Annotated in this window: 16 protein-coding genes and 2 pseudogenes; 7 read left to right on the top strand and 11 right to left on the bottom strand. The window is 63.7% G+C overall.

From position 1 onward, the window contains the following. Nucleotides 1-239 precede the first annotated feature (239 nt). Nucleotides 240-449 carry a hypothetical protein gene (locus NOW55_RS18305; RefSeq protein ID WP_256401564.1) on the top strand — a complete coding sequence of 70 codons (210 nt, stop codon included), beginning with the start codon at nucleotides 240-242 and terminating at the stop codon, nucleotides 447-449. On the opposite strand, the pseudogene NOW55_RS20855 reads toward NOW55_RS18305, so the two are convergent. After that, nucleotides 413-567 (bottom strand): annotated as a pseudogene (locus tag NOW55_RS20855) (MaoC/PaaZ C-terminal domain-containing protein); the annotation flags it as partial. The gene NOW55_RS18305 and the pseudogene NOW55_RS20855 sit on opposite strands and share 37 nt — an antisense overlap. A 35-nt stretch (nucleotides 568-602) precedes the next feature. Here NOW55_RS20855 and NOW55_RS18295 point away from each other — a divergent pair. Then, on the top strand, nucleotides 603-1,619 hold the full coding sequence (locus NOW55_RS18295) for an AI-2E family transporter (RefSeq protein WP_256401563.1): 1,017 nt from the start codon (nucleotides 603-605) through the stop codon (nucleotides 1,617-1,619). A gap of 739 nt (nucleotides 1,620-2,358) precedes the next feature. Continuing rightward, nucleotides 2,359-2,563: pseudogene (locus NOW55_RS18290) on the top strand (MATE family efflux transporter); the annotation flags it as partial. A 120-nt stretch (nucleotides 2,564-2,683) separates the two neighbouring features. Here NOW55_RS18290 and NOW55_RS18285 read toward each other — a convergent pair. The 7 genes from NOW55_RS18285 to NOW55_RS18255 all read right to left on the bottom strand — a co-directional run bounded on the left by NOW55_RS18285 (nucleotide 2,684) and on the right by NOW55_RS18255 (nucleotide 9,173). Then, nucleotides 2,684-3,490 (bottom strand): ABC transporter permease, encoded by an 807-nt coding sequence (locus tag NOW55_RS18285; RefSeq protein WP_256401562.1) that lies wholly within the window; start codon nucleotides 3,488-3,490, stop codon nucleotides 2,684-2,686. Further along, nucleotides 3,487-4,263, bottom strand: a complete 777-nt coding sequence (locus NOW55_RS18280; protein WP_256401561.1) for an ABC transporter ATP-binding protein — start codon at nucleotides 4,261-4,263, stop codon at nucleotides 3,487-3,489. The genes NOW55_RS18285 and NOW55_RS18280 overlap by 4 nt, the downstream gene beginning before the upstream one ends. After that, nucleotides 4,260-6,230 carry a NosD domain-containing protein gene (locus NOW55_RS18275; protein ID WP_256401560.1) on the bottom strand — a complete coding sequence of 657 codons (1,971 nt, stop codon included), beginning with the start codon at nucleotides 6,228-6,230 and terminating at the stop codon, nucleotides 4,260-4,262. Before NOW55_RS18275 ends, NOW55_RS18280 begins: the two co-directional genes overlap by 4 nt. A 196-nt stretch (nucleotides 6,231-6,426) precedes the next feature. Next, the gene (locus NOW55_RS18270) at nucleotides 6,427-7,113 is read right to left on the bottom strand and encodes a cytochrome c biogenesis protein CcdA (protein WP_256401559.1); all 687 of its coding nucleotides are present in this window, start codon (nucleotides 7,111-7,113) and stop codon (nucleotides 6,427-6,429) included. Continuing rightward, on the bottom strand, nucleotides 7,110-7,652 hold the full coding sequence (locus tag NOW55_RS18265; RefSeq protein ID WP_256401558.1) for a TlpA family protein disulfide reductase: 543 nt from the start codon (nucleotides 7,650-7,652) through the stop codon (nucleotides 7,110-7,112). The genes NOW55_RS18270 and NOW55_RS18265 overlap by 4 nt, the downstream gene beginning before the upstream one ends. Nucleotides 7,653-7,691: 39 nt before the next feature. After that, a complete protein-coding gene (locus NOW55_RS18260) occupies nucleotides 7,692-8,480 on the bottom strand; it encodes a sulfite exporter TauE/SafE family protein (RefSeq protein WP_256401557.1) in 789 nt (262 codons plus the stop codon). Nucleotides 8,481-8,483: 3 nt separating this feature from the next. Beyond that, the gene (locus tag NOW55_RS18255) at nucleotides 8,484-9,173 is read right to left on the bottom strand and encodes an SCO family protein (protein ID WP_256401556.1); all 690 of its coding nucleotides are present in this window, start codon (nucleotides 9,171-9,173) and stop codon (nucleotides 8,484-8,486) included. A gap of 107 nt (nucleotides 9,174-9,280) precedes the next feature. On the opposite strand from NOW55_RS18255, the gene NOW55_RS18250 reads away from it, so the two are divergent. Continuing rightward, nucleotides 9,281-10,123 (top strand): nitrous oxide reductase accessory protein NosL, encoded by an 843-nt coding sequence (locus NOW55_RS18250; protein ID WP_256401555.1) that lies wholly within the window; start codon nucleotides 9,281-9,283, stop codon nucleotides 10,121-10,123. Nucleotide 10,124: 1 nt separating this feature from the next. On the opposite strand, the gene NOW55_RS18245 is transcribed toward NOW55_RS18250, so the two are convergent. Beyond that, the gene (locus NOW55_RS18245; protein ID WP_256401554.1) at nucleotides 10,125-10,637 is read right to left on the bottom strand and encodes a winged helix-turn-helix transcriptional regulator; all 513 of its coding nucleotides are present in this window, start codon (nucleotides 10,635-10,637) and stop codon (nucleotides 10,125-10,127) included. Nucleotides 10,638-10,705: 68 nt separating this feature from the next. Then, the gene (locus NOW55_RS18240) at nucleotides 10,706-11,026 is read right to left on the bottom strand and encodes a DUF7471 family protein (RefSeq protein ID WP_256401553.1); all 321 of its coding nucleotides are present in this window, start codon (nucleotides 11,024-11,026) and stop codon (nucleotides 10,706-10,708) included. A gap of 813 nt (nucleotides 11,027-11,839) precedes the next feature. Here NOW55_RS18240 and NOW55_RS18235 point away from each other — a divergent pair. From NOW55_RS18235 to NOW55_RS18225, 3 genes are all read left to right on the top strand, one after another. Then, entirely contained in the window at nucleotides 11,840-13,159 is a 1,320-nt protein-coding gene (locus tag NOW55_RS18235) for an RNA-guided endonuclease InsQ/TnpB family protein (protein ID WP_256401552.1), read from the top strand. 435 nt (nucleotides 13,160-13,594) lie between these two features. Beyond that, on the top strand, nucleotides 13,595-14,023 hold the full coding sequence (locus tag NOW55_RS18230; RefSeq protein ID WP_256401551.1) for a universal stress protein: 429 nt from the start codon (nucleotides 13,595-13,597) through the stop codon (nucleotides 14,021-14,023). A gap of 126 nt (nucleotides 14,024-14,149) precedes the next feature. Beyond that, nucleotides 14,150-16,327 carry a heavy metal translocating P-type ATPase gene (locus NOW55_RS18225; RefSeq protein WP_256401550.1) on the top strand — a complete coding sequence of 726 codons (2,178 nt, stop codon included), beginning with the start codon at nucleotides 14,150-14,152 and terminating at the stop codon, nucleotides 16,325-16,327. A 524-nt stretch (nucleotides 16,328-16,851) separates the two neighbouring features. Here NOW55_RS18225 and NOW55_RS18220 read toward each other — a convergent pair. Next, nucleotides 16,852-17,583: an ATP-grasp domain-containing protein gene (locus tag NOW55_RS18220; protein ID WP_256401549.1), complete on the bottom strand. Its 732-nt coding sequence runs from the start codon at nucleotides 17,581-17,583 to the stop codon at nucleotides 16,852-16,854. Nucleotides 17,584-17,679 lie beyond the last annotated feature (96 nt).

Here is a 17,679-nt window from a genome sequence, read left to right as displayed (position 1 = left end):
TGACTCGGAATGCGCCAGCGACAACGGTATGTTCGTCTGTGAGCACTGCGGGTGCTGCTGCCACCGGCACTGTATGGAAGAATACGACACCGATGACTGCCCGAAGTGTGTGGGTGAGCCAATGATCGGGGCGATCGAATTTTAGTAGTTTAGGCACACTACCCCGCTGACAGCCTGGAGGCTAAGTATGGATGTTCAACTGGCGAAATACTTTCTTGACTCTCACTCATAGCACAGGTATGTCCACGACCGTCGAGCTCCCCGACGTCGATGAGACGTGCGCCTACCGTGGGTCGCGTATCTTCGACCACGACCCAATCTGTATGCGCGACTGTACCGACGACTGTGGGTCGCCGACGTACTTCTGCAACCACGCGTGTCTCTCGACCTACGTGGACGAAAACAGCCTGACGACCGGGCGCCGGTACTCGAGATTCTGCGAGATGTAGATCGTGAGGCCGGGAAGCACGTGAGGGCGGAGCTGATCAGTCCGGAGACGAGCGTTCCGTGGACGATCCGGTGGCCGAACCGCGTCTTCTCGGCGAACGCGTCGTTGAGGTGGATTTGGAATCTTTACGTCACTGCGTGACGAACTCGTAGCTGTGAACCTCAGCAAAGGTTTCCTCCTCGCCCTCGTCGTCACCCTTCTCGTGTTATCGGCCATGCTGATCCTGCCGTTTCTCCAGTACGTCCTCGGTGCCGTCCTCCTCGCGTACGTCCTCTATCCGCTGCAGGTCCGTCTCGAAGCGCACGTCTCGCCGATGGTCGCCGCGTTCTCGCTCGTGATTCTGGCAGTAGCTTGTTTCGTCGCTCCGTTCGTGGTGGTGCTCCTGACTGTCGTGGATAATGCCGATCGGATCCTACGAGACCTCGACACTGAGTCCGTGCAGATCGAAGTGGTCGAATCCCGGATTGCGGAACTCACCGGACAAGAGGTCGACATCGCCGGTGAACTCGTCGGCTCAGGACGAGAGATCGGAACGATTGTGTTCGAACGGTCGACCCAAGCGTTCGGTACGATAACCTTCCACGTCATCGGAATCGCGTTGGCGCTGTTTCTCGTCTACTACCTACTCAAAGACGGCGATGACCTGGTCAACTGGCTCAACCGAACGATCCCCCTTCCCGATGACATTCAGCGCGACCTCTACGGAGAGATCGACGACGTGATGTGGGGCGTTCTCTTCGGACACGTCTTCGTCGCCATCGTCCAGGGGGTCATCGCTGGCGTCGGACTCTTCGCCACTGGCGTTCCCAATGCGGTGTTCTGGACGGCCGTCATGATCGTTCTCGCGATGGTTCCGCTCGTCGGTGCGATCCCCGTCTGGGGTGGAGCGGTGGTCTACCTGTATCTCACGGACAAACCGCTACTCGCCGTCGGATTATTCGTCTACAGCGTCGTCGTGGTTGGGCTCACCGACGACTATCTCCGTCCATTCGCCGTCGATAGGTACGCGAATCTCAATCCTGCCGTCATCCTCCTCGGTATCCTCGGCGGGGCGTACGCATTCGGGATTATGGGGCTGTTCTTCGGCCCCGTCGTCCTCGGCGCACTCAAGGCCGCTCTCCGCGTCGGCCTGGGTAACTGGTCCCAGATTGGCGAGGGAGACATCAGCTGACCGACCTTGCAATCAGGAGATCGAAGTATCTCCGAGCTTCGACCCCAGGTTTGGTGTGCCAATGTCAACTGGTTCCATCAGTAGCGTTCTTCAGAGTTCCCGTCAAAGACGACTCTCTGGAGAGAGGGGACTACTCCTCGTGAGTGATCGACGGGGTACCAGATGAATGATCCCGCCATTTTCGACGTATCGAACGGCTGCAGTCTTCCCAATCTGGGCCGTACCCGGAAATTTGACGGGCGAGCCATCGACACGTCACGCGACGACGGTGAGGCTTACAGCGGTAGCGAGGCGAAAGCCCACCCATTCACAGTAGTTGCTGATTCGACTGCGAGACCCACTGAAGGAGAGTCGTGGTACCAGCCTTGCTCAGGATCGACTCTTCCGTCTGGAGAGATCGGTTTGTTTCTGCCGGTCAAAGACCTCCGACAAGGGATATTCTGGCAGTCTTGCCAGTCGCCAGTGGCGTGCTGACTCGGGCGTACCGGTCCGAGTCACCCGCCGAGTGGATTGCTTCCCGTACGGGACTTGGCCGAGGAACTGCCGAAACAGGACGGCCGAGAGGACTGGGCCACTCCCGACCGTCCGATCCGCGGTGAGCAGGAGGGTTACCAGCACCCGCAAATTGTATACGGACACGGCCGACAGGAAGTAAAATAGGCGCGCAGTGAACGTCGGTGACACACTGGGGCGTGGCATCGACGTACTCGTGTGCCGTCCGTCGTGGTGTCTCGAGAGCCTCGGGGTCGTCCGTTTTCCGGTCGCGTGGAGTACTGCGGGCCCCTTCGGCGAAGCGGGAGTCTGGCTCTCGATTGCGGTTTCGAACGTCGCCAGGGCTCTCATCGCGTACGCCTGGTACCGGCGCGGGACGTGAAGGCGACCTGACTGACGGTGAGGTCGATCTCGACGAAGTCGGTAGCGAGGGAGCAGCAGCCGACGACTGACCGTCCAGCCGTCCTGCGCGTCGCCGACGGCTGGGCCACCCCTGCGACGGCGACGTTCGCCGGGCAGGCGAGTCTGATACGGTGACCAGCATCCCGCGAGTTCGGCGACTGGGGACCCCATCAGTGCCAGGCGAGCCACGAGGCGAGCCGGAGGGCCACAGTCAGCCAAACACCGAGTGCTACCGCACTGACCAACGCAGTCGGGCCGTCCGGGACGGCGACGCCGGTCGGAGCCACGCTCAACTCGAAGACGAGGCTCCGGTACGCGCTGTTCGGACTGAGTGCGAGCAGCGCGGTCGCGCCGTTCGTCGAGCTCGTCCAACCGCCGAGCGAGCCGAGCAGCGCGCTGTCGAGCCCGACGACGAGTGCCACGACCGATCCGGTCGCGAGTGCGAGCCCGCCTCGCGTGGAGCGTGCCGCGGCGGAGACCAGGAGGGCGATGGCGAGGACAGCCAGCACGAACAGTGACGTCGCCAGAACGTACCGCGAGTAGAGCACCGGTGAATCGACCGTGGCGTGGGAGGCGACGACCGAGAGCTTCGCTTGCCCACTCAACGGGACGACGACACCGGCGGCGACCAACCCGAGGAGGACGGTCCCGAGCATGACCACGGCGCGACCGAGGTAGACACCGAGGACGTACCAGTGGCCGTCGATGGGGTACGTTCGGATCGTCTCCAGTTCGCCGCTCTCGCGGTCACCGAGCAGGGCCCGGTAGCCGACGGCGAACGCCAGGACTGGAGCGAGCAGTTCGACGGGCGTCAACAGGTCCAGCACGAGCGCGAGGTAGGCACCCGTGCCGCGCACCCAGGCGACACCACCGACGAGCAGGACGTAGCCGAGCAGCGCGAGCAGCAGCGACGGCGTCCGGAGGACGGTACGGAACTCGCGTTCGGCGACGTCCAGCAGCGAGCGCGGGCCGCTCACGGGCGATCACCGCCGTGGAGCCCGGGAGAGACAGCGGCCGTCTCCCCACCGTGGCCGAGCGTCGCGATGGCTTCGTCGAGCGACGCGGCGTCTGCCTCGGCCAGCAACTCGTCCGGTGGGCCGGCGGCGACGAGCTCGCCGTGGTCGACGAGGAGGACGGTGTCGGCGAGGCGGTCGACCGTGTGCAGATCGTGCGTCGAGAGGAGCACCGCGTCACCGTCGGCGGTGAGGTCGTCGATCACCGCCCGGAGGTGGCGAGCCATCGTCGGGTCGAGTCCGTTCGCCGGCTCGTCGAGGACGAGCACCGACGGGTCGCCGACCATCGCCTGTGCGAGACCGAGTAGACGGACCATTCCGCCCGAGAGCGCGTCGACCCGTCGGCCGGCGACCGCCGAGAGGCCCACCCGGTCGAGGATGGCATCGACGTCGACTCGTTCGGCCACGAGCGAGCCGTAGAACGCGACCGTCTCGGCGACGGTGAACTGACGGCGGAACGCGGGCTGCTGGGCGAGGTAGCCGACCCGACGACCGCCGTCGCCGGCGACGGAGATGGCACCTGCGTCGGGTTCGAGCAGGTCGGCGACGATCCGGAGCAGCGTCGTCTTCCCGCTCCCGTTCGGGCCGACGACGCAGGCGACGGTGCCGGGTGAGACGCTGAACGAGACGTCACCCAGCACGTCGAGATCGCCGAACGAGTGGCACACGTCCGCGAGTTCGACGGCTGGTCGCTGTTCGGGCTGTTCGTCCGGCCGGTCGGTTGACTGAGTGCTCATGGTGTGGTCACGTTGTGCGTCTCCAATCGGCCCGGATGGACCGGGCCGGTCAGCGGGGCGGGGTCGACCACGCTCGGCTCACGGAGCCCCGGTGCTGCCTGCTGGAACTGGTCAAACAGCTGTGCTGCCGGCGAGTAGGCGAGCGCGTTCGCGACCGGCGAGTGCCGCGCGTTCCGGTCGACGGAGTCGGTCGGGTCGTAGGTCCGGTCGACGACGCCGTCACCGTCGCGGTCGACGCCAGGCACTGTCCCCCAGTAGTTTCCACGACCGTCGACCGCCCAGCTCACGAGCGTCGCCATCCCGGGCGAGACCGAGCGGTCGTTACGCACGACGTCGTTCTCGAAGACGTCGTTGGTGGGGAGCATCGTCGTCAACCGGACGCCGACACCGTTGTCGACGACCGTGTTGCCCCGGTAGGTCGACCGAGTGGTCCCGATGGAGAGCCCGATCTCGTTTCCGGCGACGACGTTCCCGTTCACGTAGGAGGCACTCCCGGCGGTGCTGATGCCGATGCTGCTGTTTCGGATGTCGTTGCCGACCATGGCGTTCCCTGACGGTCGGGTCATCACGTAGAGGCCCGTGTTCACGTCGCGGATGGTGTTGTTGACGACGAGCGTGTCGCTGGTGTACATGTCGTGGAAGCCGAACCGGAGGTTCTCGATGTGGTTGTCCCTGACGACCGTCCCGTCGGCGTAGTGGGCGTAGACGGCGTCGCGCCCCCCGTCGAAGTGGGAGTCCTCGACGACCATCCGGGAGTACATCGGCAGGACGCTCATGAACCCCGCGAGCCCGTCGGTCCCGTTCACCGCGACGTTTCGGACGACGACCCCGTCGCTGTCGAGCGCGACGATGCCGTTCGACGGCGTGTCGACGCTGACGTTCTCGACCAGCGACCGGTCGGCGTCACGCAGCCTGACTGCCGCGTCGCCGTAGCCGTAGGTGAGCCTGATGCGGCGGTCCCACGCCGAGCCGTCGTCCGACTCGAGCTGGCCGGCGTTGGCGTCCCCGACACCCACGATTCGGAGGTCGGTGATGGCGACGTCCGACGTACCAACGGTGACGACGGAGCCGTCCCCGCCGCCATCAAGCACGGTGTCGGTGCCGCTCCCGGCCACGGTGAGCGACTTCTCGACGGTGAGGTTCGCGTCGTATCGACCGGGGAGGAGTCTGATGGTGGTGTTCGGCGGTGCCCGGCCGACGGCCGCCGCGAGCGTCGGTGCGTCCTCACCGAGGACGACCGGCGACGGCGACCCGGACGACGTCGAAGGCCGGTCTGTCGCCGCTAGCACTGCCTGTTGGTCGGTGCCGACGACCATCGACACCGGCCGGTCCCGCGACCCGCGTGTTCGCTCAACCGCCCGGTCGGCCCACCGCTGGCGGTCCGCGACTGGCGGCTTGCGGTCACCGCCGGCATCCTCGTCCGCGAGCCGTTCCCGGAGACCCTCCCAGTCGACGACCGTACCGTCGTGCTCACGGGCGAACTCCCGCGCAGCCGCCCGGTCGGCGAAGGGGAGAGCAGTCGGCCCGGCGGGCGTCCGTGCGGGCGTCCCGACGACGAACCACGCGTCGCCCGCGCGCGCCCAGCCCGGGGACGCCGCGTCCGGAAGCGTCACGTCCCCCTCGTCGGTCAGTTTCGGGTCCGTCCCGGCGAGGTCGGTGACGAAGACGGCAAGGGGACGGCCGAACTGGGCCGTGTGCTGGGGTCCGGTGACGCCAGCGACGAGCGCGTCGGTCCCGTAGTAGCCGACGACGTACTCGTACTGCGAGTAGAACACCTGGCCTCGCGGGACGACGTGGCCTGCCTCCCGGGCCTGCTCGACGTCGACGCCCGTCAGCCCGGTCGTGAGCGTCCGGTCGAACGGCACCGGCGAGAGCTGGTCGCCGTCGCCCGGGTCGACCGCGAGACCCGTTCCTGCGACGAGGAGCACCAGCACGACGACGACCCCGACGGAGGTGACGGTCCTCATCCCCTGGACACCTCCCTGACCGTCGGAACCGTCGGGTTGGCAGTGCCACCTCTGACTGTCGGTTCTCGGCCGGTTTCGAGAGCTGTACTACTGTGGGATACGGACAATACTGTCTGGGTGCGTCCCCGACCGTCGGGTCCCGTGAGCCATCCGCGGCGACGCGTGGCGTACACCGGCGAGGGAGGACACTCGGCTGTCATAGTGGTACGGGGAGCGAGGGGACGGCGTTCGGGACGAATGCGACCACGACCTGTCCTGCCCCGGCGAGGACGAGGACGACGCCGGCGAGACGTTCGAGCCGATCGCCGAGCGCAGCGAGTCGGGCAGTCGCTACGTCGAGTCCGAGGCCCACCGCGACCGTGACCGCCAGCAACGGCAGGGCGGCCCCGAGCGCGTACACGGAGACGACGGCGGCTACCCGGGGGAGCGAGAGCGAGACCGCCTGGACCACGACCGCCAGGAAGACCGGCAGGACACAGGCCGCCGAGGCACCGGCGTAGCCCGCCCCGAACAGCGCGAATCCCGAGCTGTTCGCCCCGCGTTCGGGTAACGCGACGGTTGGGGCGGGCCCGCGTTCGGTCAGCAACAGGACACCGAAGACGACGAGTGCGACCCCGACCACCGGTTCGAGGACCGGGAGCACCAGTGCGACCGGACGGCCGACGAGGATAGCGAGGCCGGCGAGCGTCCCGAGGGTGACGAGGAGGCCCGCGGCGGCGGCGAACCCGCGCGTGACGATACCTGCTGTGTTTCCACCATCGTCGGCCGCACTCGCGTAGAATCCGACGTAGCCCGGAACGAGCGGGAGCGCGCACGGCGACAGGAACGTCGCCAGGCCCGCACCTGCCGCGAACACGACGTGACTGCCGAGTGGGTCGGTCACGGCTGCTCACCGGGCCTCGCAGCCCGAATCTCGGAGACGATCCGCGAGACGGTGGTCCGCCCACTGTGCCTCCCGGTCACGACGTTGTCCGGGCCCACGACGACTGCCGTCGGGACGCTGGTGGCGTCGTACTTCCGGGCCAGCGCGAGCCCGTCATCGATGCCGACGGGCCAGCTCCCACCGTTGTCGGCCCACCAGGACGCGACCTCGTCGGTCGAGACGGTCAGCCCGACCGGCTCGCTGGTCACCGAGAGGAACTGGACCCCGTCGTCGACCTGGCCGTGGGCCTCCCCGACGACCGACATCTGCGACGCACAGATCGGGCAGGTCGTCGCGAAGAACTCGACGAACGTCACGCGGCCCCGCTCCGGGACGGTCGCGCTGCCAGCTCGGCTGCCGGGCGCGTCGATGGTCTCGACGGTCACCGCCTCGGGGTCATCTCCGCCGTCACCCGTCAGTGACTGGCCGAGGCTGTTGCAGCCGGCGGTCGTAACTGCCGTCGCGGCGGCGAGCGAGCCCAGCAGCTCACGGCGCCGCACGTGGACCACCTCCGAGTTTCGCCCCGCGAGCCGGAACGGTCACCACGGCTGGAAGTGCGGCAGCGGGATGGCTGGAAGGGCGAAACCGAGTGCGGCCAGCCCGTGCTGGAGCGGGATGTAGCCCAGCACGACGAAGGCGACGCCCAGCGCGCTGTGGAGACGCTGGTGGCCACCGACGTCCAGTCCCTCGAACACCGTCCCGGTCAGGAAGACGGCCGGGACGGTCCCGAGTCCGAGTGCTGCGAGGGCGGCTGCGCCGCCCAGTGCGGACCCCTGCACGAACGCGTACAGGTACGCCGGGTACAGCAGCGGACACGGCAGGAACCCGTGGACGGCTCCGAGCCCGGCGATGCGGTAGTCGCCGACCCACTCGTCCACCCGCGGGAGCAGGACGTCCCGGACCGTGCTCCCGACGCGTTCGACGCCCGGTATCGGGAGGGTCCGGGCACCGTTGCCGGTGGCGTAGTTGACGCCGACGGCAGCGACGACGAGACCGACAACGATTCCCGTCGTGGCGCGGACCTCCGTGGCGACGAGTGTCACGTCCCGGACGCTCACGAAGACGAGCTGGCCGGCGAGCCCGAACAGCCCGCCCAGCAGCGTGTAGCTGACCGTCCGGCCGAGATTGAACACCGCCTGCTGGCGGACCGTCCGGACCGAGAGGACACCGTCGCGCCCGCCCGTGTCCATCCTGGCGGCGTACGTCGCGACCAGCGGGCCACACATCCCGACGCAGTGCGCGCCCCCGAGCAGGCCGACGAGTGCCAACACCGGGAGGCCGAGTGCCTCCGTCCCGAGGAGTGGATTGGCTGGTGTACATGTCGCCATCGGTCAGGTGGTCGCCTCGACGACCGTCTCGACGTCCGAGAGCACGCGCTGGTGGTCCGGACGGTCGGTCCGGTACGCCCGTTCGACGATGCCGTGTGGGTTCCGGAGGAAGGTCAACGAGAGGTGCCGGAAGTCGTAGCCGGGCAGCCGTTCGGACTCCCCGGCACCGATACGGTCGAAAGTAACGCCGAGTTTCTCGTCGACGACGGTCTCTGCGCGCTCCGCGGACTCCGGTCGCAGGAACCGCCAGTTCCCCGCCTCCATGTCGATGTTCATTCGCTCGCCGTACTCCCGGAGCGTCTCGGCGTCGTCGCGTTCGGGGTCGAACGTGATCGCAAGGAACGTCACCTCGTCGTCGATGCCCCGTTCGACGGTTCCCTGTTGGACGCCCGCGAGCTGGCCGATGAGGCGGACGCACTCGACGGGACAGGAGGCGAAGAACGCGGTGACGACGAGCGTCCCGCCGAGGTCGTCGCTCACGACCACGTCGCCGGCCAGCGGATCGGGAACCTCGAACTCGGGCAGGACCTGCCCGTAGGCCGGATACGGGAGCTTACCACTGTCGTACTGCTGGTCCGCGGGCGGGTCGAGCACCGTCTCGCCGCCGTCGTTCCCCCCGAGAGCCGACGTGAGACAGCCGGCACTCGCCGCGGCGACCCCGGCAGTGGCGGTGAGGTAGGTCCGTCGTTGCATGGTCGAACGCTTGTGGGCTGGCGGAGGTAAGCAGTCTGGTGCAGCTCTCGAAAGACTGCGACGGTTGTACCAGACTAACTTTGACTGCCGGTGCCGCAGGTCCCAGTATGGGAGAACGGAACTCGACGGAACTCGACCGACGGACGATGCTCGCACTGGTCGGGACCGGCTCGGCCGCCGCACTCGGGGGCTGTCTCGGTGGGAACGGCGACGGGGACGACGGAACCCCGACTGCCACCGAGACGCCGAGCGACGCGGTCCCCGATGAGTACCGGACCGCGACTGGGCTCGACGGGGGACAGCGCGACCCCGCCGCCCTCGTAGCAAAGGGCGACGTGAGCTACCAGTCCGAGCCCCAGAACGGCCAGCAGTGCTCCGGCTGTGCCTTCTACATCCCGGACAAGAACGGCGACGGTGTCGGTGCCTGCACCATCGTCGAGGGGACCATCGAACCGAACGGCTACTGCACGAGTTACGTCGCACACGAGGCCGACAGTGATGGCGACGAACAGTCGGTCTCGCCCGTCGACGTGCCCGAGGACGCCAGCTGTGCAGTCTGTGGCATGATGGCCGCGAACTTCCCGGAGTGGAACGCACAGGCCGTCCACACCGACGACACCCGCGAGTTCTTCTGTACGTCCGGCTGTGCGACGACCTACTACGCCGTCCCGGTCCAGTTCGCGGAGACAGATGCCGACGTCGCGGGCCTCTGGGTCAGGGACCTGAACTCGCGGGAACTCGTCGACGGAACGACCGCCTACTACGCTCTCGAGACCGACGGGGAGCGTCTCGACGACCCGATGAGGGTGAACCCCGCCCCGTTCGAAGCCCGCGCGGACGCCGTGGCGTACGTCGACGAGGTGGACTACCTCACCGAGGAAGACATCGTCCAGCTCTCGGCGTTCGACCGCGAACTGGCCGAGCAGTATCGCGGCCAGCTGCTCGAGTAGCTCACTCGAGGAGTCCCTCGTCGACCAGCCGGGTGAACCGGTCGACGAGCCTGTCCGGCAGCGAGGGCGTGACCTCGTCGAGCAGGCGGCGCGTCTCCGCCGGCCGCGTCAGCGTGATGTGGCTCCGACCCTGCTCGTCGTAGCACTTCTCCGCGACGCCGGCGTCGACGAGCGTGGAGACGTGCCACGAGACCGTGCTCCGGGCCACGTCGAGGTCCTCGGCCAGGTCGGCTGCCGACGGCTCCGGGTTCTCCAGTGCAACGACGATGATGCCACGGACTGTCTCGCGGCGGAGCAGCGAGATGGTTCGTCGCTCCCACGGGTCGTACCCCGTCGGGAAGTAGTGAGTCCGGCCCCGCAGTTCCTCGGTATCGAGGCGTCCCGCCTCCAGGAGACGACGGAGGTGGTACTGCGCCTGCCCGGTCGCGATGTCGAGGTTGCGGGCGAGTTCGTTGAAGTGGACGCCTGGGTGGGACTCGATGTGACGGTGGAGGCTCCGTCGCACGTCGCTCATAACACTCGCCGCTAGCCGTCTCACGGATAAATAGGCCCCACTCGTTCTCGGTCAGCGAGAACGGGCTGTCACGCTGACGGCGAGGGCGGTTCACTCCAGTAGAGGGCGTACAGGACCAGCGTTGCGACGACGAAGTCGGAACCGTGTTCGATGAGGTGGTGGACCGGCATCGGGACGATGCCGAACACCGTTCCGAACCCGACGATCGACCGACCGACGAGCAGGCCGAGGGCGAGAGTCACCAGCAGGTAGACCCTGGATTTTCGCCGTCGGTAGCCGACAACCCCGATGAGGAATAGCACTGTCGTCCCGAGGGTCGCCAGGCCCAGCACGGTGAGCAGTATCGTCGCTTCGGTCCCGCTGAGCCACTCGCCGACTGACGCTAACATCGCTCTGTCGGCCTTTCAGGCTCGCGGCGCGAGTGTGTTTCGGCTCGTCGAAGGCAAAGCGACCGTCGGTCACGCCCACGATGGTCCGCTCGGGACTCCCGTCATCGGCACTCCCGCTCCGCAGAGGCGGACGTGTCACCGGCAGCACTCCGCTGTTATCGATTGGAGGGTCCCAAAGAACAACGGGAAGTGCCTCGAGGAGTACGGAGACGCGGTTGGGCGGCAGAGTCATAGCAGCCAGCAACTCCCCGACGGAGCGTCCTGGAGAGTCGGCATGACGTCGTTGCTGTCCCCGTCTCGGGGACGGGAGGTTCAATTTCTCGACAACCTGCGGGGACCCATCGAGGTCGGCGAATCCGCGTCACGGAAGGGCCGTCGGTGTGGTGTCAGAACATGATTACGTGGCTGACAGTCTGGAGGATTGGGTCCCACGTTGGGTCGTCGAAAACAGCACAGGAAACGTCTCCGCTGCCACTGCGAGTATAACTGAAAACACTTCATCCATATAAATTTTAAGTAGATGATAAACGAATACTTCACTATGCAAAGGAATTCGAACGGTAACTCCACAGGGGGGTCGAAAATCGTGCTCGATATTCCTGCACGGGATACCAGCCTCTTCGGGAGTCAGGCCGTCCACGACGTTCTCGCGTTTTTATAAAGAACAAGGAGAATACCCGCGCCTTTAGGCGCGGGATGAATCCAACAACTCATTCCACAATCCACCGTCGATAGCACGGCTGGATATTCCACTGTCTTCAATCCGAAATTTTACAATAGAAGCAAGTATAAGTGATTATACAAGCGTTCAGAATGCTGGAAGTCCACCGCACCCATCGAGCGAAAATCCTCAACCACTCACAGGTAGAGGACTCACTCGACCGACACGGATGGTCGGCCAGCAAACTCTGGAACGTCGCCAACTACCACTCCCGCCAAGTGTGGGAGGACACGGGCAAGATTCCCGACCACGGCGACCTCAAAGACGAGTTGAAGACGCATCCAAAGTACAAGGGATTGCACAGTCAATCCAGTCAGCGCGTTCTGGAGGAACTCGCTGAAGCTTTCAACTCGTGGTACGGAAAGAGGAAGTCCGATAACCGAGCGAATCCGCCCGGCTACCGCAAGAAAAACTACTACGACAACCAAGACCGTCGCGTCCACGAAGAACACCCGCGTAGTACGGTGACATGGAAGCAAAACGGCATCCGTCACGACATCAAGAACAACCGTGTGCGCCTCTCGAAAGGCGCGAACCACAAGGAACACCCCAAAGCGTGGGAATACATCCTTGTCGAGTACGAAACGCGCCCCGGCGTAGAAGTCGAGAACCTACAACAGGTCAGAGCCGTCTACGACAAGGCGAAGGGACGCTGGGAACTGCACCTCGTCTGCAAAGACGAGATCGAGACACCCAACGCGCCGGGTAACGAGACAGCGGGCATCGATCTCGGCATCTGTAACTTCGCCGCCGTCGCGTACAGCACCGAACAAGCTGACCTCTACCCCGGCAACCGACTCAAACAGGACGGCTACTACTTCCCGAAAGAAATTGCCAAGTGCGACGATTCCGGTGGCGAACGAGCCACTCGTCTTCACAAGAAGTGGTCGGAGCGCCGCACCCACTTCTTCCACAGCCTCGCCAAACACATCGTTGAGAAGTGCATCGAGCGTGGAGTTGGGAGTATCAACGTCGGCAAACTCGCGGGGGTGCGTGAGGACGAGGATGGTGAGTCGAAGAACTGGGGCAAGCACGGCAACCTCGACTTGCACGGGTGGGCGTTCGACCGCTTCACTAACATCCTCACCTACAAGGCGAAAGTCGAGGGTATCGAAGTCGTAGAAGTGTCTGAGCGCGACACGAGCAAGACGTGTTGTGTCTGCGGTACGGAAGACGATACTCAGCGTGTCGAACGTGGATTGTACGTCTGTGAGGCGTGTGATGGGGCGTTCAACGCTGACGTGAATGGGGCGGAGAACATCCGTCTCGACTTGAATCAAAGTAACTCCGAGTCTGCACCTGTTTTGGGTGGAGATAGGAGTACCGGCTGGTTGGCACAGCCCGGAGTCTACCTTCATGACTTGTCCCACGGATTCTCACCGAGGGAACAAGTGGTAGATTGCAAACCCTAATATCCCAAACGCGGTCGGGATTCCTCCGCGTTCACGCGGAGGAGGATGTCAATGGCCGTCACGACCGGCGCGTGCTCGTACACTCCCATCAGTTCGACCTGGACGAGCAGACCGACCACTCGCCAAATCGAGTTCAGGGGCACCCGAGATGCTGAGGCCCGTGGCGAGGACGAAGATCCCGAGACTGACGTACTGTTCAAAGAGTTGAGCTAGGGTCATGGATTCAGGGGATGACCGCGTCCGATGTGGGCTACCCGATGGTCGATACAGCCAAACCGAGGGGGGTAGTCGCCAAAACAATTGACGTTCAACCGTCGGATCCGAATGAGTGATGTCCCCGACCCAAGTCGTCTGAACGCTCCCACCTCCACGAATCGTCGTCGCGCTACCCGCAAAGCAGTACGTTCATTTCAATTCACCACGAACTATTTTCCCATGCCGGTCAACGTTCTCGTCGCGTTCGACGGGTCCCCGCTTTCAAAGCGTGCGCTCACATACACTATCGAGACCTTCCCAGACGCACGCATCACCTCTATTTACGTAATTAACCCTACCGACTCGGTTATCGACGTGGAGGCTGGCGGCCTACCAGTCGCCAAGGAATGGTACGAGAATGCGAAAGAAGAGGCAACCAGAATCCACACGACAGCCACGGACCTTGCGGCGGAACGGAATACCGAACTCGATACCGTCACGGAAGTCGGTAGACCGGCACAAGCGATCCTCGAATATGCTGACGACCATGACGTCGACCAGATCGTCATGGGCAGCCACGGCCGCTCGGGAATCGACCGAGCACTCCTCGGAAGCGTTTCCGAGACAGTCACCCGCCGAGCACGGATCCCGGTGACAATCATCAGTTGAGTGGTTCGGACCGGAAGGACAGGAGCCCCCCAGAGGGCCCGATAAACCGCTCTCGCATGTGGTCAGACGAAGACACAGTAACATACCTACAATGCAAAAGCACCACGGACAGTATGGAGAGATCGCGTGACCGTTACTGAATCACCCTCGCTATCGACGTGTACTGTCCAGATCGAACGACGAGGTGGTCGTGGCGAAGCGGGGGCGCGAGCACTCGAACGACATCTCCGAGATACACCCGGCGTCCACGATGTCGACGTCTCGTTCCGAACGGGGAGCGCCCGGATCACCTACGACGAGAGCGTCACTTCAGAGGAACGGCTTCGAGAAGCAGTCCGCGACCGTGATGTCTCGATCGAGGACACCCCCGACACGGAAACCGACGAGGCGGCCTCTCGCTCGGAACTCAGACAGGAGTCAGTGTTCGTGGGTCTGACGCTGTTCGGTATGGTGACCGGCTTTGCGACAGGGTGGCTCGACGGACCGCCACTCCTCATGTGGACCGGCTACGGCGCCGCATACGTCTTCGGCGGGTGGTACGGACTCAAGGGTGCGGTTGAGACGCTCCGCCACCGTGCGGTCGACATCGACCTACTGATGATCGTCGCCGCGATCGGTGCGCTCTCGATCGGCGCCCCGTTCGAGGGTGCGATGCTCCTCTTCCTGTTCTCGTTGTCGAACACGCTCCAACACTACGCGATCGGGCGCTCGCGTCGGGCGATCAAGTCTCTCATCGAGATGCGACCGGACGAAGCCCAGATACTCCGCGATGGGGAGGAAGTAACTGTCCCCATCGATGACGTCACCGTCGGCGACGTGTTCATCGTTCGCCCCGGAGACAAAATCCCACTCGACGGCGTCGTCACGTCCGGCGAGGGGACGGTCGATCAGGCCTCACTCACTGGCGAGTCCGTGCCTGTGCCGAAGGAGTCGGGCGACGAGGTGTTCGGCGGGACGATCAACGAGAGCGGAAGCCTCGAGATCGAAGTCACACGGCAGGCCCACGAGTCGGCGATCAGTCGCCTCATAAATATGGTCGAAAACGCGCAAAGTGAGAAGGCGCCGACACAGCGGCTTATCGACCGCCTCGAACAACCGTACGTCCTTGGCGTGTTCGCACTCACAATCGCAGCTATCGCGATTCCGCTCGGGCTCGGGAGTGGGTTCACCAGTACGTTCTACCGAGCGATGACGCTCATGGTCGCGGCCTCCCCGTGCGCGGTCATCATCTCGACGCCCGCAGCGGTCCTCTCCGCGATCGCCTCCGGCGGTAGACAGGGCGTATTGTTCAAGGGTGGCGAACACGTCGAGGCGGCAGCCCAAATCGACGCTGTCGCGTTCGACAAGACGGGCACGCTCACACAGGGCGATACGCAGTTGACCGACGTCCTCGTCCGTGAGACGGCAGCAGAATCCCTGACCGATGACGGGCTGCTCGCGCTGGCAGCCGCAGTGCAAGCCCGGTCAGAGCATCATCTCGCCCGTGCAACGATGACAGCAGCGGATGAGCTGTCACTCGACGTCCCCGACGCCGAGCGGTTTCAGTCAGCCGCAGGGAAGGGCGTCCGCGCCGATATCGAAGCCAGAACCATCCACATCGGGAATCGGAGTTACTTTAGGACCGTCCTCGAGAATGCAGCGATCGAGGGGCTCGAACCGGGCCTCGACCGCCTCCAAACGTTAGAGGCGGAGGGGAAAACGAGCGTCATCGTCGCCCAGGAGGATGGTGATGATGTCACTGTGTTAGGGTGGCTCGCGTTCACCGACACAGTCCGCCCCGGTGTTGCCGAGATGATAACGGACCTCCGCTCACTCGGCGTGGAGCACATAGTCATGCTGACTGGCGACAATGAGCGCGTCGCACAGCGAATCGCCGAGGAGGTCGGCATCGACGAAGTGCAGGCCGAACTGCTGCCGGAGGAGAAAGTGGCGACTATCGAACGCCTGGTTGACCAGCACGAGAACGTGGCAATGGTCGGCGACGGCGTGAACGACGCGCCGGCGCTGGCGACTGCGACGCTCGGGATTGCGATGGGCGGCGCTGGGACCGACGTCGCGCTCGACACTGCCGACGTGGTGTTGATGGGCGACGATCTCAGCAAGGTCCCCTACGTACTCAGTCTTGGACGGAAGACCCGCCGGACGCTCACAATCAATCTTGCCATCGCGTTCGGCGCGATTGCGCTCATGGTCGGCACGATTCTGCTCCGAGGTATCCCACTTCCGCTTGCAGTGGTCGGTCACGAGGGCTCAACGGTCCTCGTCTCGCTGAACGGCCTTCGGTTGCTAGGCTATCGTGACTAACCGTCTCGGTCTGTTGTACCTGCCTCCTCGCTCACTGGAGACTAACTCCAGCCGCAATTAACGCCATCTTCCTTTTCCCCGTCGAGCATTCGAACTGGCCGATGAGAAGAGCGTGCGTATCAGTCGTTTCAGCATCAGTGGTTTTCTAGACAGAAAACTGGAACAAGGCATATTGGTCTATAGTGCTTCGATTACCCATGCCTCAAGATTCCGACGACGAAAGCTCGGACGAGGGTGAAGTAAAAAAGTACTGGACAGGATACTCAATTTCCTTGCAACGTATCTGCCGTGAGTAGTGCCGCTCTTGATCTGTGATACACGCTATTGCTCTACTGATTGTTTGAATTGTGAGAATACGAGTCGGTGCGGAGACTCGCGTATTGACCACAGAACTGTCTACCAATTTAAATCGGTGGTCAGATAGCCGTGCGAGATACAGGGCGCGTCTCCAGCCCAACCACGTCGATTGCCTCGGGGTTGATTCAACGGGATCGAGGGCTTCCCGAAGTCGTAGGTGGGTCTGGTCACTCGCTTGGCAGACTCGCAATAACCGATTCGGTGAGTGCTGGCTCTAGTCCAGTGTCCCGGTATCCCGCTGCGAGGTTGACGTCGACAGCCCAATACTGGCCGTCGTCATCTTTGACCAAATCAACCCCGACACCCCGGAGGTCGAACCGTTCAACAAGTTCTCGGAGCGACGCTGCAAGCTCTGGCTTAACCTCTATCTGGCCGAGAAACTGCTTCTCCACGTACAGCTTTGAGGTGACGCGCCTCCCCCCGACGTGTATTCGTGTCCCGTCGTTGACGGCGTAATACTTGTAATCGACTGGCTTCGTCGGGATCAGTTCCTGATAAAAATCGCCCTCGCCATTGAGTTCAGGTTCGTCGTTCCAGATGTAGTAGCCTTTTGCGACGTAGTCGCCATCGGGTTTCTCGAAGCTGACTTCGGGTGTGAGAAATCCCATCTCCGAGAGTGCGCGAAGACCGATAAGTAGTGAACTAAACAAAATCGTCGCCTGAAGGTTGTTCCACAGCGCTGTCCCCGTCCGTCGAGCATGCCTGAGAGCTGGGAGCGCACTCGGGTGTGTCTTTTTGTTAACGATCAACGAGAGATCGGCTATGTGATCTGGCGAAAGGATGGATCGAGGATGGAAGAATCGAACCTGAAAGCCTGCGTTCCGAAGACGCTTGGCTACTTCGCTAAACACCGGCTTGTTCTTTTGGCACAGGATACCGATTCTGTGATCGCCTCCCATCAGGATCTACTTTGGTGTTCAAGCGTGAACCGGAATAGCATTCGGGTATGTGATTGAAGGAGTTCAGTAACACGTAACAGGTGTCGCGGAGAGTGG

Source organism: Haloarchaeobius litoreus (genome assembly GCF_024495425.1).
GTDB classification, from domain to species: domain Archaea; phylum Halobacteriota; class Halobacteria; order Halobacteriales; family Natrialbaceae; genus Haloarchaeobius; species Haloarchaeobius litoreus.
Note: the sequence above shows the minus strand (reverse complement) of the source record. Positions and strands in the feature narration are given on the sequence as shown.

Excerpts from the sequence above, each read along its gene's own strand:
- NOW55_RS18305 (WP_256401564.1), top strand. The coding sequence starts at position 240 with ATGTCCACGACCGTCGAGCTCCCCGACGTCGATGAGACGTGCGCCTAC.
- NOW55_RS18280 (WP_256401561.1), bottom strand. The coding sequence starts at position 4,263 with ATGAGCACTCAGTCAACCGACCGGCCGGACGAACAGCCCGAACAGCGA.
- NOW55_RS18275 (WP_256401560.1), bottom strand. The coding sequence starts at position 6,230 with ATGAGGACCGTCACCTCCGTCGGGGTCGTCGTCGTGCTGGTGCTCCTC.
- NOW55_RS18260 (WP_256401557.1), bottom strand. The coding sequence starts at position 8,480 with ATGGCGACATGTACACCAGCCAATCCACTCCTCGGGACGGAGGCACTC.
- NOW55_RS18255 (WP_256401556.1), bottom strand. The coding sequence starts at position 9,173 with ATGCAACGACGGACCTACCTCACCGCCACTGCCGGGGTCGCCGCGGCG.
- NOW55_RS18250 (WP_256401555.1), top strand. The coding sequence starts at position 9,281 with ATGGGAGAACGGAACTCGACGGAACTCGACCGACGGACGATGCTCGCA.
- NOW55_RS18245 (WP_256401554.1), bottom strand. The coding sequence starts at position 10,637 with ATGAGCGACGTGCGACGGAGCCTCCACCGTCACATCGAGTCCCACCCA.
- NOW55_RS18240 (WP_256401553.1), bottom strand. The coding sequence starts at position 11,026 with ATGTTAGCGTCAGTCGGCGAGTGGCTCAGCGGGACCGAAGCGACGATA.
- NOW55_RS18235 (WP_256401552.1), top strand. The coding sequence starts at position 11,840 with ATGCTGGAAGTCCACCGCACCCATCGAGCGAAAATCCTCAACCACTCA.
- NOW55_RS18230 (WP_256401551.1), top strand. The coding sequence starts at position 13,595 with ATGCCGGTCAACGTTCTCGTCGCGTTCGACGGGTCCCCGCTTTCAAAG.
- NOW55_RS18220 (WP_256401549.1), bottom strand. The coding sequence starts at position 17,583 with ATGGGAGGCGATCACAGAATCGGTATCCTGTGCCAAAAGAACAAGCCG.